Origin of the sequence: Zoogloea sp. (assembly GCF_041914405.1) — a bacterium.
Lineage (GTDB): Bacteria > Pseudomonadota > Gammaproteobacteria > Burkholderiales > Rhodocyclaceae > Zoogloea.
This window is the reverse complement of record NZ_JAYSDK010000011.1, coordinates 24,590-48,759: the sequence shown is the minus strand read 5'-3', so window position 1 is coordinate 48,759 and position 24,170 is coordinate 24,590. Positions and strand designations below refer to the sequence as shown.

General features: G+C 63.6%; 23 protein-coding genes. 14 read left to right on the top strand and 9 right to left on the bottom strand.

Going from position 1 to position 24,170, the window contains the following annotated elements; all coding sequences use genetic code 11:
• Positions 1-25: 25 nt before the first annotated feature.
• From ACE3RX_RS08855 to ACE3RX_RS08830, 6 genes are all read right to left on the bottom strand, one after another.
• Positions 26-1,192, bottom strand: coding sequence for an acyl-CoA dehydrogenase family protein (locus tag ACE3RX_RS08855; protein ID WP_374482460.1), 1,167 nt, complete (start codon positions 1,190-1,192; stop codon positions 26-28).
• A 12-nt stretch (positions 1,193-1,204) separates the two neighbouring features.
• Positions 1,205-2,380 (bottom strand): lipid-transfer protein, encoded by a 1,176-nt coding sequence (locus tag ACE3RX_RS08850; protein ID WP_374482458.1) that lies wholly within the window; start codon positions 2,378-2,380, stop codon positions 1,205-1,207.
• Positions 2,381-2,398: 18 nt separating this feature from the next.
• Positions 2,399-2,818 (bottom strand): MaoC family dehydratase, encoded by a 420-nt coding sequence (locus ACE3RX_RS08845; RefSeq protein ID WP_374482456.1) that lies wholly within the window; start codon positions 2,816-2,818, stop codon positions 2,399-2,401.
• On the bottom strand, positions 2,790-3,926 hold the full coding sequence (locus ACE3RX_RS08840) for an acyl-CoA dehydrogenase family protein (RefSeq protein WP_374482454.1): 1,137 nt from the start codon (positions 3,924-3,926) through the stop codon (positions 2,790-2,792). The genes ACE3RX_RS08845 and ACE3RX_RS08840 overlap by 29 nt, the downstream gene beginning before the upstream one ends.
• Before the next feature lie 9 nt (positions 3,927-3,935).
• Complete coding sequence (locus tag ACE3RX_RS08835) at positions 3,936-4,916, bottom strand: bifunctional MaoC family dehydratase N-terminal/OB-fold nucleic acid binding domain-containing protein (protein ID WP_374482452.1); 981 nt, start codon at positions 4,914-4,916, stop codon at positions 3,936-3,938.
• A gap of 75 nt (positions 4,917-4,991) precedes the next feature.
• Entirely contained in the window at positions 4,992-5,783 is a 792-nt protein-coding gene (locus ACE3RX_RS08830; RefSeq protein WP_374482449.1) for an SDR family oxidoreductase, read from the bottom strand.
• Between the two features lie 133 nt (positions 5,784-5,916).
• Between ACE3RX_RS08830 and ACE3RX_RS08825 the strand changes: the two genes are divergently transcribed.
• The gene (locus tag ACE3RX_RS08825; RefSeq protein ID WP_374482447.1) at positions 5,917-6,777 is read left to right on the top strand and encodes an SDR family NAD(P)-dependent oxidoreductase; all 861 of its coding nucleotides are present in this window, start codon (positions 5,917-5,919) and stop codon (positions 6,775-6,777) included.
• 65 nt (positions 6,778-6,842) lie between these two features.
• On the opposite strand, the gene ACE3RX_RS08820 is transcribed toward ACE3RX_RS08825, so the two are convergent.
• From ACE3RX_RS08820 to ACE3RX_RS08810, 3 genes are read right to left on the bottom strand one after another with little or no spacing between them, the layout of a single operon-like run.
• Positions 6,843-7,988: a helix-turn-helix transcriptional regulator gene (locus ACE3RX_RS08820; RefSeq protein ID WP_374482445.1), complete on the bottom strand. Its 1,146-nt coding sequence runs from the start codon at positions 7,986-7,988 to the stop codon at positions 6,843-6,845.
• Between the two features lie 42 nt (positions 7,989-8,030).
• Positions 8,031-9,128 (bottom strand): alkene reductase, encoded by a 1,098-nt coding sequence (locus ACE3RX_RS08815; protein WP_374482443.1) that lies wholly within the window; start codon positions 9,126-9,128, stop codon positions 8,031-8,033.
• 15 nt (positions 9,129-9,143) lie between these two features.
• On the bottom strand, positions 9,144-9,911 hold the full coding sequence (locus tag ACE3RX_RS08810) for an SDR family NAD(P)-dependent oxidoreductase (RefSeq protein WP_374482441.1): 768 nt from the start codon (positions 9,909-9,911) through the stop codon (positions 9,144-9,146).
• Positions 9,912-10,637: 726 nt separating this feature from the next.
• Between ACE3RX_RS08810 and ACE3RX_RS08805 the strand changes: the two genes are divergently transcribed.
• The 13 genes from ACE3RX_RS08805 to ACE3RX_RS08745 all read left to right on the top strand — a co-directional run bounded on the left by ACE3RX_RS08805 (position 10,638) and on the right by ACE3RX_RS08745 (position 24,166).
• Complete coding sequence (locus ACE3RX_RS08805) at positions 10,638-11,786, top strand: alpha/beta hydrolase (protein ID WP_374482439.1); 1,149 nt, start codon at positions 10,638-10,640, stop codon at positions 11,784-11,786.
• Between the two features lie 460 nt (positions 11,787-12,246).
• Entirely contained in the window at positions 12,247-12,852 is a 606-nt protein-coding gene (locus ACE3RX_RS08800) for a hypothetical protein (RefSeq protein ID WP_374482437.1), read from the top strand.
• A gap of 128 nt (positions 12,853-12,980) precedes the next feature.
• Positions 12,981-13,187, top strand: a complete 207-nt coding sequence (locus ACE3RX_RS08795) for a hypothetical protein (protein ID WP_374482435.1) — start codon at positions 12,981-12,983, stop codon at positions 13,185-13,187.
• 81 nt (positions 13,188-13,268) lie between these two features.
• A complete protein-coding gene (locus tag ACE3RX_RS08790) occupies positions 13,269-15,287 on the top strand; it encodes a PAS domain S-box protein (protein ID WP_374482433.1) in 2,019 nt (672 codons plus the stop codon).
• 69 nt (positions 15,288-15,356) lie between these two features.
• Entirely contained in the window at positions 15,357-16,031 is a 675-nt protein-coding gene (locus ACE3RX_RS08785; RefSeq protein WP_374482431.1) for a dihydrodipicolinate reductase, read from the top strand.
• A gap of 407 nt (positions 16,032-16,438) precedes the next feature.
• Entirely contained in the window at positions 16,439-18,070 is a 1,632-nt protein-coding gene (locus ACE3RX_RS08780; protein ID WP_374482429.1) for a cbb3-type cytochrome c oxidase subunit I, read from the top strand.
• A 3-nt stretch (positions 18,071-18,073) separates the two neighbouring features.
• Positions 18,074-18,664 (top strand): cbb3-type cytochrome c oxidase subunit II, encoded by a 591-nt coding sequence (locus ACE3RX_RS08775; RefSeq protein WP_374482427.1) that lies wholly within the window; start codon positions 18,074-18,076, stop codon positions 18,662-18,664.
• 12 nt (positions 18,665-18,676) lie between these two features.
• A complete protein-coding gene (locus ACE3RX_RS08770) occupies positions 18,677-19,288 on the top strand; it encodes a cytochrome c (protein WP_374482425.1) in 612 nt (203 codons plus the stop codon).
• 22 nt (positions 19,289-19,310) lie between these two features.
• On the top strand, positions 19,311-19,946 hold the full coding sequence (locus tag ACE3RX_RS08765; RefSeq protein ID WP_374482423.1) for an SCO family protein: 636 nt from the start codon (positions 19,311-19,313) through the stop codon (positions 19,944-19,946).
• Positions 19,943-20,557: a hypothetical protein gene (locus ACE3RX_RS08760; RefSeq protein ID WP_374482421.1), complete on the top strand. Its 615-nt coding sequence runs from the start codon at positions 19,943-19,945 to the stop codon at positions 20,555-20,557. Before ACE3RX_RS08765 ends, ACE3RX_RS08760 begins: the two co-directional genes overlap by 4 nt.
• 49 nt (positions 20,558-20,606) lie before the next feature.
• Positions 20,607-21,077 (top strand): MarR family winged helix-turn-helix transcriptional regulator, encoded by a 471-nt coding sequence (locus ACE3RX_RS08755; protein WP_374482419.1) that lies wholly within the window; start codon positions 20,607-20,609, stop codon positions 21,075-21,077.
• Positions 21,078-21,262: 185 nt separating this feature from the next.
• Complete coding sequence (locus tag ACE3RX_RS08750) at positions 21,263-22,243, top strand: ABC transporter substrate-binding protein (RefSeq protein ID WP_374482417.1); 981 nt, start codon at positions 21,263-21,265, stop codon at positions 22,241-22,243.
• Between the two features lie 6 nt (positions 22,244-22,249).
• Complete coding sequence (locus ACE3RX_RS08745; protein ID WP_374482415.1) at positions 22,250-24,166, top strand: ATP-binding protein; 1,917 nt, start codon at positions 22,250-22,252, stop codon at positions 24,164-24,166.
• The last annotated feature ends 4 nt before the right edge of the window (positions 24,167-24,170 follow it).

Genomic DNA, 24,170 nt, shown 5'->3' with positions numbered 1-24,170 from the left:
CTCTCTCCTCTCATCCACCGCGCCATCACATGGCGCGGGGCATGCCGAGACCGAACTGGGCAATCAGCCCGCGCTGGATCTCGTTGGTGCCGCCGCCGAAGGTCAGCGTCACCGATGCACGCAGTTCATATTCCAGCTCGCCAAGCAGGGCCGCGGCGGCCGAGCCGGCGCGCACCGCGCCGCTGCAGCCCACCACCTCCGACAACTTGCGCAGGATCTCGATGGACGACTCGGAGCCATAGACCTTGGTCGTGGACGCCAACGCCACGTCCATCTGCCCACGCTCCAGGTCCGCCGCAATGCGGAAGTTGATCAGGCGCATCGCCTCCAGGCGCGCATAGCACTCGGCAAGCAGGCTGCGCACCCAGGGCTTGTCCGCCGCGCGGGCACCCGCCTCGTCCTGGCTGCGCGCCCACAGGTACACCCGGCGGAACAGCCCGGCCACCTTGTCGGACCACGAACCCAGGCCCAGGCGCTCGTGGTTGAGCTGGGCGGTGATCAGCTTCCAGCCGCCGTTCAGCTCGCCCACCAGCATGTCGGCCGGCACCTGCACGTTATCGTAATAGGTGGCGGCGGTGGGATTGCTGCAGGTCGGGATCACCGTATGGGAGAAGCCGGGCAGCGTGGTGTCGAGGATCAGGATCGACACGCCCTTATGGCGCGGCAAGTCCGTATCGGTACGGGCGGCCAGCCAGATGAAGTCCGCCGCCTCGGCGCCGGAAGTCCACAGCTTGTTGCCGTTCACCACGAAGTGATCGCCATCCGGCCGCGCGGTGGTCTTCAGCGCCGCCAGGTCGCTGCCGGCGCCGGGTTCGGAGTAGCCGATCGCGAAGATGATCTCGCCGGCGGCAATGCCCGGCAGGAACTTGCGCTTTTGCAGTTCCGTGCCGAACTCCATCAGCGCGGGGCCGACGGTGCTGATCGTCACGAAGGGCAGCGGCGCCCCGGCGATGTTGGCTTCCTCGAAGAAGATCAGCTGCTCGGTGGCCGCATAGCCCTGGCCGCCGTGGGCCTTGGGCCAGCCCACCGCCAGCCAGCCGTCGCGCCCCATCCGGCGGATGGTGGCGCGGTACTCGTCGCCGCCTTCCTTGCCGCGCAGGCTGGCGCGCAGTTCCGGCGTCATGAGGTTCTGGAAATAGTCCCGCACCTTGAGGCGCAGGGCCCGCTGTTCGGGGGTCAGATCGACGAACATCGTGCTTCCTCCTCAGGCCGTGCCGAGAATCAGGCCGCTGGTCGGTACGCCGGTGCCGGCGGTCACCAGCACGTTCTCCACGTCCGCCACCTGGTTCACCGCGGTGCCGCGCACCTGGCGCACCGCCTCCGCCACGCCGTTCATGCCGTGGATGTAGGCCTCGCCGAGCTGGCCGCCGTGGGTGTTGATCGGCAGCCTGCCGCCGCGGGCGTGCTGGCCGGCGCGGATGAACTCCTTCGCCTCGCCGCGCTTGCAGAAGCCGAACTCCTCCAGCTGCGGCAGCACGAAGGGCGTGAAGTGGTCGTAGATCACCGCCGTCTGGAAAGCATCCGGGCCAAGGCCGGACTGGGCGTACAGCTCCTTTGCCACCACGCCCATCTCCGGCAGGCCGGTGATGTCGTCACGGTAAAAGGAGGTCATGCTCTGCTGGCCCTCGGTAATGCCCTGGGAGCCCGCTTTCACGATCACCGGTTTCTGGCGCAGATCCTTCGCGCGCTCGGCGGAGGTGATCACCATCGCCACCGCGCCGTCGGATTCCTGGCAGCAGTCCAGCAGGTGCAGCGGCTCGGCAATCCAGCGCGAGGCCTGGTGCTCTTCCAGCGTGATCGGCTTGCCGTAGAAGAAGGCCGCCGGATTCGTCGCCGCAAAATCACGCACCGCCACCGCCACCCGGCCGAAGTCCTCCGATGTGGCGCCGTAGGTGTGCATGTAACGCTGCGCAAACATGCCCACCCACGCCGCCGGCGTGTGGAAACCGTGAGGCATGTACCAGCCGTAGTTCACCGCATCGAACACCGGCGCCCCGCCGAAGTCATGGGGCGCCCCGAAACGGTACCAGGAGCGCTCGTTCATCGCGCGCCACACCACCACCGTCTTGGCGAGGCCGGTGGCCACCGCCATCGCCGCATGGACCACCGGCGCGCAGGCCGCGCCGCCGCCGTGGGGAATCTGCGAGAAGAAGCGGACGTTCTTGCTACCCAGGAGGCGCGCGATCTCGTAATCGGGCACCTTGTCCATGGTGTAGGAGCTGAAGCCGTCCACCTCCGAGGGCTCGATGCCCGCGTCGGCGAGGGCCGCCAGCGTGGCCTCCATGGCCAGGCGCAGCTCGGTGCGGCCGGAGTTCTTGGAGAATTCGGTAGCGCCCAGGCCAACGATGGCGGCGCGGCCGGAAATCGACATATCGTTCATCTGCTGTGCTCCCGCGGATCAGGGCAGCACCAGCGTGGCCGTGCCGGTCACGTGGTTGCCCATGGAGTTCTTGCCCTTCAGCGCCACGTCCACCGTGCGGCGCGCCGGATCGGTGGCCAGCACCTCGCCGCTGAAGGTCATCGTGTCGCCCGGATAGTTGGGCGCGCCGAGCTTGATCTTCAGGTCCTTGAAGCAGGCCAGCGGGCCGGCCCACGCTTCCACGTAGCGCTGCGCGAGGCCGCTGGTGGTCAGGATGTTCATGAAGATGTGCGGCGAGCCGAGTTCGCGAGCGGCCTGCAGGTCGTGGTGGCCGGGAAAGTAGTCGCGGGTCGCGATGGCGCCGGAGGCCACCAGCGCCACGGTGATCGGGATCGCCAGGTCCGGCAGGCTTTCGCCGGGGCGCACTTCGTCAAAGCGTCGGGTTTTCTTCGAGGTCATATTTCCATCCCAGCGTGTCGTTGTCGGCGAGCCAGTCGCCAAGGCGTTCGAGGGTCGCGGCCGGGCCGCCGAGGGCGAGGCCCAGCGCGCGGCTCCAGTACAGGTAGCGGTGGATCGGGTAGGTCAGGTCGACGCCGATGCCCCCATGCACGTGCTGCGCCTTGTGGCCGACCGAATGGCCGGTCTCGCAGGCGAGGTAGCGCGTGGCCAGGGCTTCCGGCGCCGTCGGCAGGCCGACGTCGAGGCGATAGACGAGCTGCCACAGGGCCGAACGCAGCGCCTCGATGGCGATGTGCGCATCGGCGAGGCTCATCTGCACCGCCTGGAAGCTGCCGATCGCCCGGTCGAACTGGCGCCGCTCGCTCACATAGCCCACCGTGCGGCGCACCTGCTCGGCACTGACGCCCAGTTGCAGCGCCGCCAGGGCGGCGATGGCGCGCGGCTCCAGCCAGGCCAGCGCAGCCGGCGGCAACACCGCGTCAGCGCCCAGCGCGAAGCCGTCGAAGCGCAGATCGGCCACCGGCTCGCCGTTCGTGAACACGCCCGGCACCTTGTCGATGCCGGCCGGTGCACGCAGATCCACGCTCACCAGGCACACACCCGCCTCGCCCTGCGCCAGCAGCAGCGCACGGCAGACTTCGGCGCCCAGCGGCACCGCGCTGGCCACCCCGTCGAGGCGGAAGCCGTCACCGCTGCGAGTCAGCCGCAAGCCAACCGGGCGGGAAGATGCCAAGCCGTCCAGCGCCAGCGTGATCAGCAGACTATTGGAAGCCGCCGCCTGGGCCGTTTCGACACCCGCCGCGCCGCCGAAGCGCGCCAGCGTGGCGGCGGCCAGCTGGTGCCGCCACAGCGGTACCGGCGCCAGCGCGCGGCCCTGGGCTTCCAGCACCAGCATCAGCTCGGTCATGCCGAGGCCGAGGCCGCCGGCTTCTTCGGGAATCGCCAGCCCATGCAAGCCGGTCTCCACGCACTGGCCCCACAGGTCGGCCATGAAAGGCTGGCTGGCGGTGTCGAAGGCACGCATCCGCTCGTCGGTGCAAAAGTCGGCGAACAGTCCGCCGGCCATGTCGGCGATGGCGCGCTGGTCCTCGTTCAGTTGAAAGTCCATGGCGGCTCCTCAGGGCTCGACGGGACGGAACTGGGGCAGCGTCAGCTCCCCGTCGTCAAAGGTGTTGAACTCCACCTTCACCCGCTGGCCGATGCGGATCTCGTCGCGCTTCACGCCAACCAGGCCCGCCACCAGGCGCACGCCCTCGTCCAGTTCGATCAGGCCGATGGGGTTCGGGTAGTCAAAGGGCGGCACCTCCGGGTAGTGCATCACCACAAAGGAATGGATCGTGCCGGTGCCGGCCGCCTCCACGCTGTCCCACTCGAAGGAATGGCACTTCACGCACACCGGCCCCGGCGGATGGCGCAGGGTGCCGCAACTGGTGCAGCGCTGGATCAGCAGCTTGCCGGCCTTGCAGCCGTCCCAGAAGAAACGGGTGTCGTCGCTGATGCCGGGCTTGGCGCGCTTGTACTTCGGCACGGCCGGCGCGGCGTCGCCCTCCTTAGCCGGCTTGACCGGGTTGGCCGGCCGGAACTTGAAGACCCGGAACAGCAGCGAACCGACCTTTTCGTCGCCCGTCGGTTTCTCCGAGAAGAAGCTCATCACCAGGGTCACAAAGTAGCCGGTGCCGAGCGCGGTGGTCTTCTCCTCGCCCACCGCGTCGAGGCGGGTGGTGTAGTACAGGCGCTCGCCCGGCTTCACGTAGCGCTCGAAGCTCAGGTCGGAATTGACCGCCACCACCGAGCCGTAGCCGTGGGCCTCCATCAGCTTGAGCACCTCGTAGGGGTTCTCGCTGGTGGAGCCCGGCGGGTAGTTGTTCATATGCAGGCCTTCGAGGCACCAGGCCTGCAGCATCGCCGGCGGCGCCACGATGCCGCCGTGCTCGGTGGTCGCGGCGAAGGCCGGGTCGGTATAGAGGGGGTTATCGACCCCCATCACCTCGCACCATTGCCGGATCATCGGCGCATTGACTTCGTCCCAGGCGTAGACGCGACCGTACTCGCGACCCACCTTGGCACGCACTTCGGACATCCATTCCTGTTCAGCCAAGTTCGTCTCCTGCTCGTGTTGAGGGTGTGCCGGCGCGTCCGCAGCCAAGGGCGATGGACGCGGCATCCGGCGTGTTCAGTTGTGGGCGGACGTTGCCGCGAGGAAAGCCGGCCGCTCGCCGCCGCCGTCGAGCAGCAGGTTGCTGCCGCCCGCGTAGCTGGCCAGCGGCGAGGCGATGAAGAGGCAGGCACTGCCGATGTCTTCCGGGGTCGCCAGGCGGCCGGCCGGAATCGTCGCTGCCACGGCGGCAATGCCGGCATCGTCCCCGTAGTGCAGGTGCGACTGCTCCGTGTGCACGAGGCCCGGGCTGATCGCCACCACGCGCACCTTCGGCGCCCACTCCACCGCCAGCGATTTGGCCAGGGACAGCACGCCCGCTTTGGCCGCGCCGTAGGCCGCCGTGCCCGGCGAGGCGCGCAGCGCGCTGATGCTGCCGATGAAGACGATGGTGCCGCCCTCCCCGTCCTGCATCAGGGCGTTGGCCTGCTGGGCCACGTTGAGGGGCGCAATCAGGTTGAGGCGGATAATCCCCTCGTGGAAACGCGGCGAAGCCTTGTCGGCCAGCGCGAAGGGCGCGCCGCCCGCATTGTTGATGAGCACGTCGAGGCGGCCGTGGCGCTCACGGATCGCCGCGAACAACGCATCGAGGGATTCCGCCGCGCGCACGTCCGCCGGGATGAACTCCGCCACCGCGTCGCCCACCGCGGGCAGGCTCTCCGGCGCGTTGCGCCCGCACACCACCACATGGGCGCCAGCCGCCAGGAAGGAGCGGGCAATGCCCGCGCCGACGCCCTTGGTGCCGCCGGTCACCAGCACCACCTTGCCCCGGTAATCGAATGCCGCCTGCGGCGCTACGGGACCCGCCATCATCGTTCTCCTGCGTTTGATCTTGGAACGCAGTCTAGGGAGAGCCCGCCCGGCCCTCGTCGTCCGTACGGACGATGGGCGCACCGCGCCCCCTCCCTAGACTGGCAGCGCCCAATCCATTCAGGAGAACCCCATGAACAAAGTGGCTTTCATCACCGGTGCCAGCCGCGGCATCGGCCGCGAGACGGCCCTCGCCTTCGCCCGCGCCGGCTACGACGTGGCGATCAGCGCGCGCACCCTGCGCGAAGGCGAAGCCCATTCCCACGCCCTGCGCCGCCCGGACGGCAGCGCCCTGCCCGGCAGCCTCGAATCCGTCGCCGCGGAGATCCGCGCCCTCGGCCGCCAGGTGCGCGAAGTGCGCATGGACCTGCTCGACGACACCTCGGTGCTCTCTGCCGCCGACGTGGTGCTGCGCGCCTTCGGGCGGGTAGACGTGCTGGTGAACAACGCCATCTACCAGGGCAGTGACCTCAACCTGCCCTTCATGGAGCTGGAGCCCGCCACCCTCAAGCGCGTCTTCCAGGGCTATGTGATGGCCCCCTTCCTGCTCACCCGCGCCATCGTTGCCGGCATGCAGGTCCAGGGCGGCGGCGTGGTCATCAACGTCACCTCCGGCGCCGGCGAGAGCGACCCGCCGGTGGCCGCCGGGCGCGGCGGCTGGGGCTACGCCTACGGCGCCGGCAAGGCCGCCGTGTCGCGCCTGTCCGGCATCCTCGCCACCGAGCTGGGCGACCAGGGCATCCAGGCTTACACCGTCAATCCGGGTGTCGTCACCACCGAGGCGCTCAAGGCCACCATCGGCGACAAGGGCGTGCTGGCCCTGCGCAACGGCGCCGCGCCGCCCGAGGTACCCGCCGCCGTGATGCTGTGGCTCGCCACCGCAGCGGAGGCGCCGCGCTTCCAGAAACGCACCATCCACGCCCAGCCCTTCGCACTGGAACACGGCATCGTGGCCGACTGGCGCAGCACCGAGCCCGCCGCCAGCGCCGCCTGAAACGACAACGCGGCACCGGAAGGCTTCCCGGTGCCGCGCAATCCCATCACCCGCAGTACGAAGAATCAGCGCCCGCTGAGCGCCGCCACGCTGTTGAGCATGATGCGCACCAGCTCGGTCTGCCGGCGCACCCCGGTCTTGGAGAAGATCGAACGCAGGTGGGCGCGGGCCGTGTTGCGGCGGATGTCGAGGGCCTCCGCCGCCTCTTCCAGCGACAGGCCGTTGGCCAGCTCCATCGCCAGCGCGGTTTCGGACGGCGTCAGGTTGAACAACTGCTTGGCCGCGGTGATGCTGGTCATCGACTTGCCCGCCGCATCGCGGATGTACACCACCGCCGCCGGCTGGCCGCGCCCTTCGGCCCACTCCGCCGACACCACCGACTCCACCACCAGCCCCAGGCTGTGCTGGCCGGACGGGCGCGACACCGACATCGCTTCGGCGAGGCTCGCGCCGGCCGCGCCCCGATGGGTGAGCACCTTGCGGATCAGCTGCTGCAGCTCCCGGTTGATGCTCGGGTAGGACGCCTCCAGGCGGTTGCCCACCACCTTCAGGCCATCGGCGCGGGCCAGCACCTCGCGGGCGGCCAGGTTCTGCTCGATGATCTGGCCGCTCTCGTCGAGCACCACCGTGCCCACCGCCAGCCGGCCCATGGCCCGCGCATAGAGCGCGCCGATGTGCTCGCGGCGGCCGAGCTTGTTGTTGATCAGCAGCGCCTGCCGCAGATGCGGCAGCAAGGCCTCGCAACGCGCCTTTTCCGCCGCCGAGAAACGCGGCGCGCTCTCCGGCCGGGTGATGCGGAAGCGCAGGCGCCCCGCGTCCGGCGTGGAGATGTCGGCGCCCATCACATGGAACACGTCATGGTTCATGCACCAGTCCCGGTAATAGGCACTGCCGCGCCACTCCGGCTCGCGCATCACGTCGTCCACCGTAAACACCCGGTCGGCGGGCATGTCCACAAAGGGCGTGGACGCATACGGGTAGGCCATGTAGCTCAGCTCCCCGCTGTTCACGCCCTCCGCCTCGCCGACGGCAATCATCAGCCCCGTGTCGGAATACTCCGGCATGCGCAGGATCAGCGTCACATAGTTGGCCCCGAAAATCTGCTGGAACTGGCTCAGCGCCAGCCCCCAGCGCTTGCTGTCCAGCGCCGCCGCGTAGAGGGCCGCCACCAGCCGGTCGTAGTCCACCACGTCGAGGTCTATCGTCGCCATCCCTGCGTCTCCGTGATTGGCATCGCCACGCCCTCGCCGCCGTCAGGCCACGGCCGGATAGTCGTTGTAGCCCGCCGCGCCGGCGGTATACAGCGTGCGCCGGTCGAAACGGGCCAGATCCAGCCCATCGCGCAGGCGCGCCACCAGATCCGGGTTGGCGATGAAATGCCGCGCGAAGGACACCGCCTCGCCGGCGCCGGACTCCAGTGCCGCAGCGGCGGACGGCGCATCGAAACCGTCGTTGAGGATCAGTGGCCCATCGAAATTGGCCCGCGCCAGCGCGAAGGCATCCAGCCCCGGCACGTCCGCCGGCGCACGCATTACATGGGCGTAGGCCAGCCCCAGGGGATTGGCCTGGCGCAACAGCTCGGCGTGGGTGGCAGCGGAATCCGCGTCGCGGGTGTCGTTGTAGGTGTTGCCCGGATTGATGCGGAAACCCACCCGCCCGGCACCCACTGCATCCGCCATGGTCTGCAGGCACTCCACCGCGAAGCGCACCCGGTTGGCGGCACTGCCGCCGTATTGGTCCGTGCGGGTATTGGTGCCCGAGCACATGAACTGCATCGGCAGGTAGCCGCTGGTGCAATGCAGCTCCACGCCGTCGAAGCCGGCCTCGATGGCATTCGACGCGGCGCGGCGGAACTCTTCCACCACCGCGGCCACCTCATCGGTCTCCAACGCGCGCGGCAGGTCGAAGGGCTGCATGCCGGCGCTGTCGGTGTAGATCTCGCCGGCCGCTTGCACGGCGGACGGGGCCACCGTCTCGACCCCTGCCGGCTTGATGTGTCGGCTACCAATGCGGCCAGCGTGCATCAGCTGCAGCACGATGCGGCCACCGCGGGCATGCACGGCATCCGTCACGCGCCGCCAGCCGGCCACCTGGGCGGCCGTCTCGATACCCGGCTGCCGGCAATAGGCCTGGCCGGTCACGCTCGGCCAGCAGCCTTCGGCAACGATCAGGCCCGCCGCGGCGCGGGCCGCGTAGTGCTCGACCATCAGATCGCCGGGCACGCCGTCCGCATCCGCCCGGTTGCGGGTCATCGGCGCCATCACGATGCGGTTGGCGAGACGCAGCTCGCCCAACTGCACGGGCTCGAACAAGGGCGCCACGGCGAGCGCGGCAAGGCTGGCACGTTCCATCTGCAGGCTCCCCGTTTACAGCGCCGTCACCAGCACCGACGAACGCCCGCCATCCACCGGCAAGGCCGCACCGGTGATGTAGGACGCCTCATCGCTGGCCAGGAACAGGATCGCGTTGGCCAGCTCTTCCGGCTGCCCGACACGGCCCATAGGAATCAGCTTTTCGGTGTTCTTGCGCGAAGCCTCGTCGGCCAGCATGCCGGCCGTGGCGGGCGTCTCGACCACCGCCGGAATCACCACATTCACGCGGATGCCGTGGGGCGCGCCCTCCGCCGCCGCCGCGCGGGAGAAATTGATCACCGCCGCCTTGGCCGCCGAATAGCCGGACATCCACGGCGTACCCAGCGTGCCGCAGATGGACGACAGATTGATGATCGAACCGCCCTTCCCCTTCATCAGCTTCATCGCGCTGCGGGTGCCCCAGAAAGTGCCGTCCACCGAGGTGCTGAAATTGGCGTGCCAGTCGGCGGTGGACGTCTCCTCGATGGAGCCCCAGGTATAGGCCATCGCATTGTTCACCAGGATATCGAACCGCCCGTGGCGCGCCGCGCAATCGGCCAGCGTAGCGGTAAAGCCCGCCTCGTCGCTCACGTCCGCCACCACCGCCTCGGCCTTGCCACCGGCCGCCACGATGGACGCCACCACCGCATCCAGCGGCTCGCGGCGGCGACCACAGATCACCACCGTCGCCCCCTCCTGCGCAAAGCGGATCGCGGTGGCCGCGCCAATGCCCGTACCACCGCCCGTTACGAAAGCGACCTTGTCCTGCAAGCGAAAAGCCATTGTCTGTCTCCTGAACCAGCCCACCCGCCCCGGACGACGGACGGTGCGTAATTGGAAGTTCAAGCCGCGCCCGGACGGCACAAGCCCAGCCCACCCCGGCCCAGCCTGCGAGACGCAGCCTATTAGGGTTGAGCAGCGTGACCATCGTCCGATGGGACTAGGGGTGTGCTACAGCAGTGCGAAGTTGATGTATGGCGGCGTGAACAAGAGATATCGCGCGTGTGAGATCAACATTGGTGCGTGTGAGAAGAACTTTCAGGCGTGTTACCTCTTCGTGCACGCGTGAGAGTTGATCTCACACGCGTGCACGAAGAGGTAACAGCGGTGCACGTTGAATGTTGGTGCGTGCACCTTGAGCGTGCACGGGTGTGAGGTCTTCGTGCACATCCCAAAGTTCTTCATGCACCGGTGCACGGAGAACTTTGGCGCGGCCAATACCTTGACTGAAGGCGTGAGACGAAGCCCGGCCAGGAGATATCGACTGTGCGTGGGATGGCGGGCCTCCGTCGCACAGGCAAGGTCGTTGTCATGGACAACATGTCTCGAGCTTGCTAACGAATCTGTTTGAACTAGGCTGATACAGAAGTGGCGCCATTCATAGCGACTACCCATATCTGGATGGAATTCCGCTACCGGAGTAGTGGTAGGCGCAGGTGGGCAGTGGATGCACGACGGCAACGGACTTGCCATCTGTAAGGCATAACCAAACATTCGGGGAGACCAGTCATGGAACTCACGCTGTATTACGCCACCAATCGCAAGCATGTCGGCCGGGACCGGATGCACCCCACTTCCTACGGCACCAAGTTCAGCGACGACGGCATGGAGAACCTGCGCTTCGGGGTGGTTACGGTGCAGGCAGAAGACGCCGAGGTCAATCGCCATCTCGGCAAGCGCATGAAGGGTTGCGGTGTTGGCGACGGCGAAGAACTGGGCGGATATCTCGCCAAGTGCGCCAAGTCGGCAGACATCAGCGCTTACGAAGAAAAACTGTCCGGCGATATCCACGAGAACAGCCAAAGCGACGTAAAGCTTGGCTCGCAGGCCCTGTTCGCCAACGTCGAAGCCGTGATGCGGAACGCCAGTGACGTGCTGGTCTATATCCACGGCTTCAATGTTTCCTGGGCCGAAGCGGTGGGATCGGCACTGGCGCTGCAACTCATGCTGCGCAATGCGCCCGGACGCGACCCCAAGCAGGATGTGGTGGTCGTGCTGTTCAGCTGGCCGTCCGACGGCATGGCCCTGCCCTGGGTCTCCTACAAGTCAGATCGCAGCGAGGCCGCCGGCTCGGGTGCCGCCGTGGGCAGAGCCTTTCTGAAGGTGCGGGATTACCTGGCTGGCATCCGCGACGGTGCAAAGAAGGGAGGCCGTGAGGTCTGCGGCCAGGACATCCACCTGCTCTGCCACTCGATGGGCAATTACGTCCTGCAGAACGCCTTGGCACGGGTCGCCGATTTCACTCCGGGCAACGTCCTGCCGCGCATATTCGAACACGTATTCCTGTGCGCACCAGACGTGGACGACAACGCCCTGGAAAAAGGACAGCCGCTGGCAAACCTGGACCAGATCGCGCGGCAGGTCACGATCTATTTCAACAGGGAAGACAAGGCCATGGTGGTATCCGACTACACCAAGGGCAATCCCGAACGCTTGGGAGGCGCCGGCGCAGCGCGTCCGACCCTGTTGCACAACAAGATCAGCCAGGTGGACTGCACGCCAGTGGTACATGGGGTCACTGAACACAGCTACTACCAGACAGGATCGATCAACGCCGATATCCGAGCCAGCATCGATGGCTGGCCGCAGGACGACACACGCCGCCCGCGCCAGCGCAGCGCAACGACGGAAAACGTTTGGGTGATGAAGCCGGTGTGATGGCATGGGACGGCTGGTGGGGGCTTACCTATTGGCCTTCCCCAGACCATTGGAGAAAACATAAACGCTCCAGCCCTAGGACCTACGGTAACGATCTATTTTTGATTCTTAAACAGAGATAAATCGATCCTTTTGTGAGGGCTTCTGAGTGACTTTTTCAAAGAAACTCGTTGAACTCAACCACTATTAGGCCATAAGCCCACAGAAAGTAGATAACAATAAGAGCAATGTAATCGCCAATCTTATATTAAATTTTTTAATACGACCCATCTATTGCGAGCCGCCGAAATTTTAAAACCCACACAACAACGAATGCGCCTTCGACCTTCTAACTATTTTGGAAAAATCTCCGAAATCGGAGAGTCGATTGAGAATAATAACAGGCGGGCACGAAAACGGAAGGACTGCTCCAGCACGAAGTACCATCAAATTTACTATATATTTATTGGGGGCCTTGACAATGTCCGAATTGAAAGAAGTATTCGAGGCTATTGGCATAAACCCTGTTATAGGGGCCACGATTACAGCACTTTTTGGCGCGCTACCAAAGCTTCAAGAGACATGGGAGGCTTGGCGTGGGGAAGAAAAGGACGTCAAAGCTAACAAGACGTTTCTTGAACACCTGAAGATTCGTTTAGAAGTGCAAGCCCTAGCTAAAGCTGCAGGGCAAGACCCACATACTTTGCACCTTCCCCCTCTTCCCCATTTGCCGAATATTGCCAAGCCGCTAACTCCGGCTGACATTCTATCTCCAAAGGGCCGCTTGCTTGCTTGCTTATTTGGCACATCAGCTGTGCTCATCCCAATTGGTCTCATCTTGGCCATACTTGGTGGGTTCATTTTTAATGAAGACTCAAACCTCCTTGAGGGCTTCTTTTTCATTCTCTCAGGTGGGGCAGTATTTTTGAGCGCAGGTTATGCTATTGCTATATTTTTTTCTAAAATTCCTTTTCGGCATCGATGGCAGGCGGGAGTATTCTCAGCAATTGCAACCCTTACTATTTTCTCTATTATTATCCACGCCATCCTTTCAGACTTCTACAAATCAATATCGATTGGTATTTAATAGATAAATAAGAATTTCATTCAATTGATCAACCGATAGGCCCGCTCTCCATCTCGATCTGCTTTGGCTTTCTCACAACGCACTCGAGGTAGTTCAGAACAAGTCTGGTCAGCAAATTGGCGAAAGAGTTGCTTGACCAGCTCAGCGCCCGCCTCGCGCAGTTGCAGGCCATGCTCGCGATGACGCGCAGCAATGCCGCGGAGATGTTCCGGCGCATGGATGCGGAGTATCAGGAGCACTACCTTTGGGCTTGCGGGATGATTGCGGACGAGGCCCGGGACTTGATGAGGCTGGTCGAGCGGCGTGCTCTGCCAGCGGGAGAGAACGCAGCTTGAAGCGCCCTTCTGTTGGCTGAACCCCTGGGCGGAGTGCGAAAGATCCGTATCATTGACCCTATCCGCCCTGGAGCCCGTGATTTGACCGACAGTATGGATTCTTCAGAAATTGACCCGCATCTGTTCCGTGCGCTCTTCGATGCGGCTGCGGATTCGATCATCATCTGTTCGGAGCAAGGCGTTGCGGTTCAGTGCAATCCGGCCACGCTGGATTTGTTTGGCTGTAGCGAGGAAGAAATCATTGGCACCTCGCCAGCGGACTGGTCGCCGGAATTTCAGCCGAACGGGCGGCCGAGTGCTGAGATGGCGGGCGAGCTATTCGCGCGGGTCCGGGCCGGAGAGACGGCCCATTTTGAATGGGAGGACCGGCGCGCAGATGGCTCGGCATTCGCGGTTGACATCACCGTTCGCCTGGCGCGCGTGGGGGATCGGGATTTCTTTGTTGTCATCAGCCGCGACATCACCCTGCGCAAGCAGGCTGACGTCCGCTTGCGTGCCCGTGAAAACCAGTTGGCCGCCATTTACGAGAATGTTCATGACGCGGTCTTCGTCATCTCCGTGGAAGAAGGGGCGCAATTCCGCTTTGCCTCGGTTAATAGGCGTTTTCTGGAAGCGATCAATGTGCCCGCTGCGGATGTTGTCGGGAAGCGAGTTCAGGATGTCATTCCCGAGCCGTCTTGCACGATGGTTATCGGCCACTACCTGCAAGCCATAGACGAGCGCAAAACAGTCCATTGGGAAGAAACGACCCCCTACCCCGCCGGCCTGAAGGTCGGGGAGGTCAGCGTGGTCCCGGTATTTGATGGTAATGGCGTCTGCACTCAACTGATCGGCACCGTGCATGACATTACCGAACGGAAGAAACATGAGGCCGAGTTGAAGCGTCACCGCGATCACCTCGAAGAGGTGGTCAAAGCGCGCACGCACGAGCTGTTTCTTGCCAAGGAGGCCGCCGAGGCTGCAAACATCGCCAAGAGTACGTTTCTGGCCAATATGAGCCATGAGATTCGTACCCCGCTCAACGCCATCACCGGCATGGTGCACCTGATGCGGCGCGCCGGCTTGCCGTCGGATCAAATTGAACGACTGGTAAAGATCGATGCCGCCAGCCAGCACCTGCTGGCAATCATCAATGCGACGCTCGATCTATCCAAGATCGAGGCCGGCAAGCTGGTTCTGGAAGAAAGCGCTGTCAACATCGATGGCATCGCGACCAACGTCGCGTCCCTCCTTCAGGAGGAGGCAAAGGCCCGCAAGCTCAAGCTGATCGTCGACAGCCCGCCCTCGACACACCGGGTGTTGGGCGACCCCACCCGCTTGCAACAGGCCCTGCTCAACTACGCCAGCAATGCGATCAAGTTCACCGAAACGGGCGCCGTCGTCCTGCGGGTGCGCGCGGAGGACGAGACCACTGACGAGGTCCTGGTACGTTTCGAGGTCGAAGATACCGGTATCGGCATTCCGAAAGACACCCTCTCGAGGCTGTTTTCCACCTTCGAGCAGGCGGATAACTCCATCACCCGCAAATACGGTGGTACCGGCCTCGGCTTGGCCATCACCCGAAAACTTGCCCGGTTGATGGGTGGCGAAGCTGGCGCAGTCAGTATGCTTGGCCGTGGCAGCACGTTCTGGTTCACCGCGAGGCTCAAAAAGGAAGGGCGTGCCGAAGAAGCGATCCCTGCGCCCCAGGCTGGTGCTTCTGAAGCGGCGCTGCTGAAGCTGCATCCCGGTTGCCGGATCCTGCTCGTGGAGGATGACCTGGTGAATCGTGAGGTGATGCTGGAACTGCTGAAGGACATCGGGCAGGACGTGAGCATTGCAGTGGATGGCATCGAGGCGGTTCAATTGGCTGAGAAAAATGAATACCGCCTGATCCTGATGGACGTGCAGATGCCCCGGATGGATGGTCTGGAAGCGACCCGGACGATCCGGCGATCGTCTCGTGGCACAACAGTGCCCATCCTCGCCATGACGGCAAATGCTTTTGCCGAGGACAAGCGGCACTGCCTGGAGGCCGGCATGAACGACTTTATTGCGAAGCCGGTAGATCCCGATGTGCTTTTTGAAACGCTCCTCAGGTGGCTTGAACGCACGAGGTGAGCCTTCGCCCCACCACAACCCCGCCCCCTTCCCTCACAATTCCCCGCTTTCAATCTCGACGCCATAGACATGCAAGTCATCATCGTAGGAGCCGGCAAGCTGGCGAAGGAGCTGCTCGGTTCGCTGGAGCTGGACACGCGGTATCAGGTTGTTTCGTGGGAGCAGCGGGCTCCGGGCGATGGGGAGGCCATCGTGGTCCATGCGGGGTCCGGGCGGGAGTTGGCGGCGGTCAGTGCGTTCTGCGCGGAGACCAGGTCGCCGCTGATCGAGCTGTCCACGGGGTCGGACGTCGAGGGGGGCGAGTTCGGCTTTCCGGTGGTGCTGTGCCCCAACACCAACATCCTGATGCTCAAGTTCATGGCGATGCTTGAAGCGTCGGGGCCGCTGTTCCGCGGCTACAAGATCGAGCTGGTGGAGTCCCACCAGGCGTCAAAGACGTCGGTGCCGGGCACGGCGGTCAGCATGGCCCATTCGCTGGGGCTGGCACCGGACGAGATCCAGTCCGTCCGCAAGCCGTCGGTGCAGCACGACACGCTGCACATCCCCGAGAACCAGCTCGCCCGCCACGCCTTCCACCGCATCCGCATCGAGGATGGGGCGTGCAGCGTGCAGATGGAGACGCGCGTCTATGGGGATACGCCTTACGCCAGCGGCGTGGCGCGCATCGTCGAGGCGGTGCATGCGCGACGGCTGGAAAACCGGGTGTATCCGGTAATGGAGTTCATCACCAACGGCTGGCTTTGATGTCGGCGTAGATCCACCCGGCACACTCCCGTCGGGAAGACGATCAACAGGGTCTGCGGCGCCCATGCCCGCCCTTTGAAGTCGCGTATTACCTCTTCGAGCGACTTGGCCGCCAGGCCTCAGACACAAGAATTCGGACAGGCTCGGACACGCCCGAGCCTCGTACTGCACGTCTGCACGCTCCGATTTAGCCCCTTACTGTCCAAATTTGAAGTGACACCTTACCCACTTGGCCAGCGCGGTTGTATTTATATCACGTTATGATCTAATTATCGGCAGCGCGAAGGCATCTCTCTATCCAAGCAGGCCGTAGAGGCGACGAACTTCACCGCTGGCAACACGCAAATAACTATCAGCAGGAGCCGAAGCTCCGCGAGTCGTCACCCCCAAACCCCAACGGAAGAGCCATGGATACCGTCACTATCTTGCTTTCTTCATTCATCCTGTCAGTCACAGGATTGTTCTTTTTCATCTGGTCTTTGCGCAGGAATCTGTTCGAGCGCAACGCCAAAGGCGCCCGCACGATCTTCGCTGCCGGGGAAATTGGTCATGTCGAAGATCCGGGCGCCACGCGGGCAGGCATCTCGGCCCTGCAACGCGTGGTGGCCCATGGTGGTGCCGATAACACACAGCCGGATCAGGGCGCCCTCCGCGCCCGGCTTGAAGCGGATCGCTCGAGCGCCAAACCGGCTTTCATCTTTCTGTGCTGCGCCGTCGTCTGGTTGGTGCTGGCCTCGTTTGCGGGGCTGACCAGCTCGCTCAAGCTGCACAACCCGGACTGGCTGACCAACACGCCGTGGCTGACCTTCGGTCGAATCCGGACGCTGCACCTCAATGTGGTCGCCTACGGCTGGGCGCCCATGGCGTCATTCGGCATCGCGATCTGGATGCTGCCGCGCCTTCTCAAGACGAAGCTGGTTGGAGGGCGCTATGCCATGCTCGGTGCCGTGTTGTGGAACGCGGCGCTGATTGCGGGCCTGGTCTGTATCGGCAATGGCATCAACGACGGCATGGAGTGGCTCGAGATCCCCTGGCAACTGGGGCTGTTCATGGTGGCCGGCGGCGCGATGATCGGCTTGCCGCTGATCCTGACCCTGCACCGACGCACCGAGAAGCACCTGTACGTGTCGATCTGGTACATGGGCGCGGCCCTTTTCTGGTTCCCTATCCTGTTCGTCGTCGCCAAGTTCCCTGGGCTTCATTTCGGGGTTGAACAGGCCACCATGAACTGGTGGTTTGGCCACAACGTGCTGGGGCTTTTCTATACGCCGATGGCCTTGGCGACCACCTATTACTTTTTGCCGAAGGTGCTCGGCCGTCCCATCCAGTCCTACAACCTTTCGTTGCTTGGCTTCTGGGCGCTGGCCTTCTTTTACGGCCAGGTCGGCGGCCACCACCTGATCGGCGGCCCGGTGCCGGAATGGATGGTGACGCTGTCGATCGTCCAGAGCGTGATGATGATCGTGCCGGTGCTGGCCTTCACGACCAATCAGTTCCTGACGCTCCGTGGTGTTCTGGCCGCCATCCCGCACTCCCCGACGCTGCGCTTCATCGCGCTGGGGGGCTTGATGTACACGCTCAGCTCGATCCAGGGCTCTTTTGAGGCGCTGCGCAGCATCAACACCATCACGCATTTCACGCACTTCACCGTTGCCCATGCCCACCTGGGGCTCTACGGATTCGTGACGATGGTGATGTTCGGCGCGATCTACTTCGTGATGCCACGCATCATGGCCTGGGAGTGGCCCTATCCGCGCCTGATTGAATGGCATTTCTGGCTGGTCGTTGTCGGCTTCGCTGTCTATTTCGTCGGCCTGACCATCGGCGGCGTCCTGCAAGGTCTCGCCATGGTCGACGCCACGCGTCCGTTCATGGATTCGGTGACCGTGACCCTGCCCTATCTGGAAGCGCGTTCAGTCGGCGGCGCGCTGATGACGGCCGGCCATCTGGTGTTTGCCTTCCATTTCGCGGCCATGGCCTTGCGTTATGGTCCCAAACGTACTGGTTCCGTCATTCTCGGCAACCCTTTTGCGGCCTGAATCATGGAAAACGAATTCAAGCTCATCTCCGGCGCCCTGGTCACCCTCGCCGTTTCCGCCAGCGCCCTGGTCGTCCTGCCCTATTTCCAGCTGCAGTCGGTCCGGCCTCCCGAAAAGCTCAAGGATTACAGCCCGGAAGAAGCTCAGGGGCGTCAGCAATACATCAGCGAAGGCTGCGTGTACTGCCATTCCCAACAGCCGCGCGATGCCAGCCAGGCTCCGGATGCCAAGCGCGGCTGGGGCAGAGCCCCTGTTCCCGGCGACTACTATTACGACAAGCCCCACCTGCTGGGCACCATGCGTACAGGCCCCGATCTGTTCAACATTGGCGCCCGCCAGCCGAGCATCGACTGGCAACTCGGCCACCTGTACCAGCCCCGGGCCTATACCCCGAACAGCATCATGCCGGGCTTCCCGTATCTGTTCGAATTGAAGGCGCAGGCCGCGGCCGGCGACAAGGTAGTGACGCTTCCCCCGTCGTTCGCGCCGGCCAAGGGCGTGATCGTGGCCAAGCCTGAGGCCATCAGGTTGGCCAAGTATCTCCTGTCGCTTGACCACACCTACCCCATTCCAGACGCCGCACAGGCTAAATAGGAATTCAGAGCCATGACCTTACATTCAAAGCGTGGACAGGCCATCCATGACGCCCATTTGCGCGAAAACCCCGAACCCCACGAGTCGTCGACGCCGATTCCCGTGCTCCTGCTGGGCTTGGTCGCAATTTTGCTCGGCTGGGCCATTTATTACATTGCGACTGCGAATCCACGTACTCCGCCGCAATTCGGCGACCGGCGTACCCTCTCGGACCTTTCCGCCACCGCAGCGGCGGCACCTGGCGCGGCAGTGGACGGTGCGCAGATCTTTTCGGCGCAGTGCGCGGCCTGTCACCAGGCGACCGGGCAAGGGATTCTTGGCGTATTCCCCCCGCTGGCCGGGTCGGAATGGGCGACGGGAAAAGAGCGCCTTATTGTGCAAATCCTGCTGCACGGCATCGATGGTCCGATCACGGTGAAAGGTGCGAGCTATCAGGGAGCGATGCCGAATTTCGGCGAGAAGCTCAACGACGCCGAAATCGCTGCGGTGACGAGCTACGTCCGGAAACAGTGGGGCAACACGGCCAGCCCGATCAGCCCGGCTACGGTTGCGACCGAACGTGACGCCACCAAGGCGCGCAGCAAGCCCTGGACGGGGGGCGACGAACTGGCGCAATTTCGCTAGCCGGAAGTCGGGACGAGACGAGATGCGGACGCTGCTCGCCTTGCTGTGCGTGGCGCTGGCCGGCGGCTCCGCCCTCGTGCTGACCACCGACGGGCTGCGCGCCTTCACCAGTGAAGACGCGCGTCGGCTTGACGTTTCGGAGGCCCCGGTTCAGCTGCCCGCTCTGGAGGTGCTGGGCACGGACGGCAGGCCGGTGTCCCTGAGCGATCCGGACCGTGTGACCCTTCTCGATTTCGTCTATACCCGTTGTGAAACGGTATGCCGCACGCTCGGAAGCGAGTTCCAGCAACTGCAGACCGAAATCCGTGCGCGCGGCTTGCAGGACCATGTTCGCCTGCTCAGCATCAGCTTCGACCCTGAGCACGACACGCCAGCCGAGCTTGCCGCCTATGCCCGCCACCAGCGCGCCGACGGCGCCGTGTGGCAATTCGCGGCACTCGCCAACGCCGCGGATTTGCCAAAACTGCTCGGCAACTTCGGGATCGTCGTCATCCCCGATGGGCTGGGTGGCTTTGAGCACAATGCAGCCATACACGTGGTGGACCAGCGTGGCCGCCTGGTACGGATCATGGATCTCTCCAATCCGGCCGCAGCGCTGACGGAGGCGCTCGCAAGAGTTGCGGCGGGCAACGCGCCGAAAGCACGGGCCGGTTCATGAAGAACCGCCCTGGTGTCCTTATCGCCCTTGGCCTGCTGCTGTTCCTGGCGATACCTGCGGTGCGCGGCTGGTTTGAAAGCCATATGACGCGGCACATGCTTGTCCAACTGCCGCTGATCACCGCCACAGGATGGTTGCTGGCTGGCGGCCGTGAACCAGCGCGAGCCTCACCTCTCCACGCGTGGAATGCCTACGGCCTCACCGGGCTATTGCTTGGCGTGTTGGCAACGTCGTTCTGGATGATCCCCCGTGCCATCGATGCCGCGCGCCTCCTGCCGTGGGCGGAGGCGGCCAAGTTCGGCTCGCTGCTCGCCGCCGGCGCCGCATTTCGATACTCGTGGCCGCTGGCCGGTCGCATCGTGCAGGCATTCTTTATCGGCAACTGGTGCTGGATGGCAGCTGTCGTCGGCCTGCTTTATCAGGACGCGCCAACCCGTCTGTGCGCCGTGTATCTGGCCGACGAACAGATCAACGCCGGATTCTGGCTGGTGGTCGCCGCCCTGCTGGCATTTCTCGCGTGGTGTCTCGATCTTTGGTGGAGTGGGGATTTACGGCGGCTCCTCGGGGACGACCAGGTTCCGATGGACGCTGCGGATCATGTGAAATCCTAGACGGCGACGTTTTAGAATCCGGGGATCGACTCAGCTGCACACGATACGAATGCCGAATGTAGATCCCTGCAACCCCACGAATTCGCCCCCAGCGGAAAGCCCCTCCGACCTTCCCGTCACCCTCTCCCAGGACGACTACCGGCGGCTATCCCATGTCCGCTACCAACTGAGGCGCTTTTTGCGATTCAGTGAAGATATCTGCCATGCGGAAGGCCTCACGTCCCTTCAGTATCAGCTGCTCTTGCACGTGAAGGCCATGCGCGGAAAGGACTGGGCCAGCGTCGGGGAACTCGCCGAAAAGCTGCAGGCCAAGCACCACGGCGTTGTGGCCCTGCTGGATCGCTGTGAGAAGCTGGGTCTGATCCAGCGACGCATCAATCAGGAGGACCGGCGTCAGGTGGAGATTCATCTCCTGCCCGAGGGGGAAAAAGTGCTTGAGCGTCTGGCGGTTCTGCACCAACCCGAATTGCGGATGCTGGAGAGCTCATTCAGTTTGCCAGCAGCAGAAAGCGGTGCATAACCGATTCGCCGTGCGAATTCACGAGCGGACAGCGGACCGCAAGGCGCCGCTTGCGGAGAATCCGATGGCTAGTGCAGCACTTCATAGCGAGCGCCCATCTTGAGGTGAGACGCTCCCCGATGACGCAGGATGCATACAGGCGCCAGCGGTTGATGAAGAAGGGGGACGCCATGTGGAACACAGTGATGGCCATCGTGGCCATGCTGATCATTGCGGGCTGTGACAACCTCACACCGTCTCCCCGAGCTGCGACGGAAGCCCCCCAGAAAATATCGGTTGCCTATACCTACCAACCGCAAAGCACCCTGATCCATGTGGCAGTCGCGAAGCGCTATTTTGCGGACGAGGGTCTGGATGCGCAGTTGCTGCAGCACACCCACGGCAAGGAAGCGCTGCAGTCGGTTCTGGATGGAAAGGCCGACGTGGCCACCGTGGCGGAGACGCCAGTGATGTTCAGCATCCTCAGCGGCGCCAGGATCTTCATCCTTGCCAATATCGAGTCGAGTACCCTCAACAACGCCATCGTCGCGAACACGAACGCCGGCATCAAGACAGCGGAAGACCTGAAAGGCAAGCGCATCGGCTATACCCCCGGCACCACCTCGGAGTTCTTCCTCGATTCGATGTTGACTGCCAAAGGTCTCGCCAAGAGCGACGTATACGCCGTGGCGCTGAAGCCCGACGAAATGCAGCAAGCCATGGTGGCCCGGCGGGTGGATGCGGTATCGACCTGGAACTATCCCGTCACCCAGATCAAGCATCAGCTGGGCACAAGCGGCGTGGTCTTCTATGACCGGCAGATCTACACTGAAACCTTCAATATCGCGGCCAAGCAGGACTTCGTCGGCAAGCATCCGGAAACGGTCAGGCGCTTTCTCCGCGCGCTGATCAAGGCCGAAGAGTTTGTGGAGCAGCATCCCGCCGACGCGCAGGAGATCGTTGCGACGGCGGCAAATATCGACAAGAAACTGGTACAGGAGGTCTGGGATGCGTTCAATTACAAGGTTGTCCTCGATCAGACGCTGCTGCTGACCCTGGAGGATGAGACCCGCTGGGCGCTCAAGAACAGGCTCACCGAACAATCGGACATGCCGGACTATGCCAGCTACGTCTATCTGGATGGACTGATGGCGGTGAAGCCGGAGGCCGTACTTATCCGCAAGTAAAGCTGCATGAGCGTTTCTGCCAGGCTAAGAATCATCTCTGCCCTTGCGGCGGCAGCGCTACTCGCGCTGGGCGGGATTCTTGTCGGCACTTTCCGCGAATTCAACTTTGCCAAGAGCAATGCGACGCTGGCCAATGCGATCAGCGACAATTATTTCCAGCGTGCCGCATTTCGGGACCAGTATTTCCTGTTCCGCGAGAATCACCTGCGTGCCACCTGGGAAAAGAAGCGAAGGCTCGCCGATGAATTGCTGGGTGAGGCCACCGAGAAGTTTACGCGGGAGCGGGAAAAGCGCCTCCTCGAACAGTTGCGCAGGAATACGGACGACGCCACGCAACTGTTCCAGCGCATCGTCCAGAACACCGAAGCCCTGAAGAACCCCGGCACCAACAAACTCATCCACGAAGAGCTCGACAGACGGCTGTACAGCCAGCTCCTGCTCAAGGCCACCAGCCTGCAGAATGCGGCCCTGGCCCTGCAAAGCGCCACGGATGAGCGCGTCGAGGCCACCTATCGACGCCTGAGCATTACGGTGATCCTGTTTGCCTTCACCCTCGGCATCGGCTCCATCATGCTCACCCTTCACCTGAGCAGGTTGTTGAAGGAGCGCCTGCTCCCCCTGCACGATGGCGCGCAGATGATCGCCGACGGCAATCTGGAATACCGGATCGAGGATGGCGGCGCCGATGAGTTCTCCGATCTGGCCCACTCGTTCAACGAGATGGCGATCAAGATCCGCGCGATGCAGCTGGATCTCGCCAACCGGGCCGAGGCGGCGGAGGCTGCCAATCGCGCCAAGAGCGCCTTTCTCGCCAACATGAGTCACGAGCTGCGCACCCCCATGAACGGCATCATGGGCATGATCGAACTGGCGACCCACCGCGCCACCGATCCGAAACAGCTCGACTGGCTCAACAACAGCAAGGCCTCGGCCAGGCACCTGCTGTCCATCATCAACGACATTCTCGATTTCTCGAAGATCGAGGCGGGCAAGTTCCAGCTGACGGAAGAGGAGCTGGATATCCGCGTCCTGCCCTTCAATGTCTACTCAATGGTGGCCGAGAGCGCCGCCGCCAAGGGGCTACAGCTCAAGATCGACGTGGCCAGCCTGCCGCCCAGACTGCTGGGCGACGCCACGCGCCTGACCCAGGCCCTGCTCAACCTGGTAGGCAACGCCATCAAATTCACCCGGACGGGTTCCGTCACCATACGCGCCATCCAGGCAGACGAGGACGAGCACACCGTCGCGCTGCGTTTCGAGGTCATCGATACGGGCATCGGCATCTCCCGGGAGACCATGTGCCGCTTGTTCTCGCCCTTCGAGCAAGCCGATGCATCGACGGTCCGCCGCTATGGCGGCACGGGCCTCGGCCTGGCCATCACCCGGCGGCTGGCCCAGCTGATGGGCGGAGACGCGGGGGTCGAGAGCGTCCTGGGCGAAGGCAGCACCTTCTGGTTTACGGTGCGCCTGCGGAAGGCGGAAGGCGACAGCCCCGCTTCCATCCCGGCTTCAGAGGCCGCGATGGCTGAGCAGTTGCGCGAACGGCATGCCGGAACGCGTGTATTGCTGGTCGAGGACAACGAGGTGAACCAGATGGTCGCCCAGGCGATGCTGGAAGAGGTCGGCCTGGTGTGCGACTTTGCTGAAGACGGCGAGATTGCCGTCGAAAAGATGCGCGATGTCCGGCCGGGCACTTACGCCCTGATCCTGATGGATATTCAGATGCCCAGGATGGATGGCGTCACCGCGACGAAACTCATCCGCCAGCTGGAAAGCGACAAGAAGACGCCCATCATCGCCATGACCGCCAATGCCTTCAGTGAGGACGAGGTACGCTGCCTGGAGGCTGGCATGAACGACTTCGTTTCCAAACCGGTTGCCCCCGACAGGCTCTACGGTGTGCTGCTGAGGTGGCTTGCGTAAATTA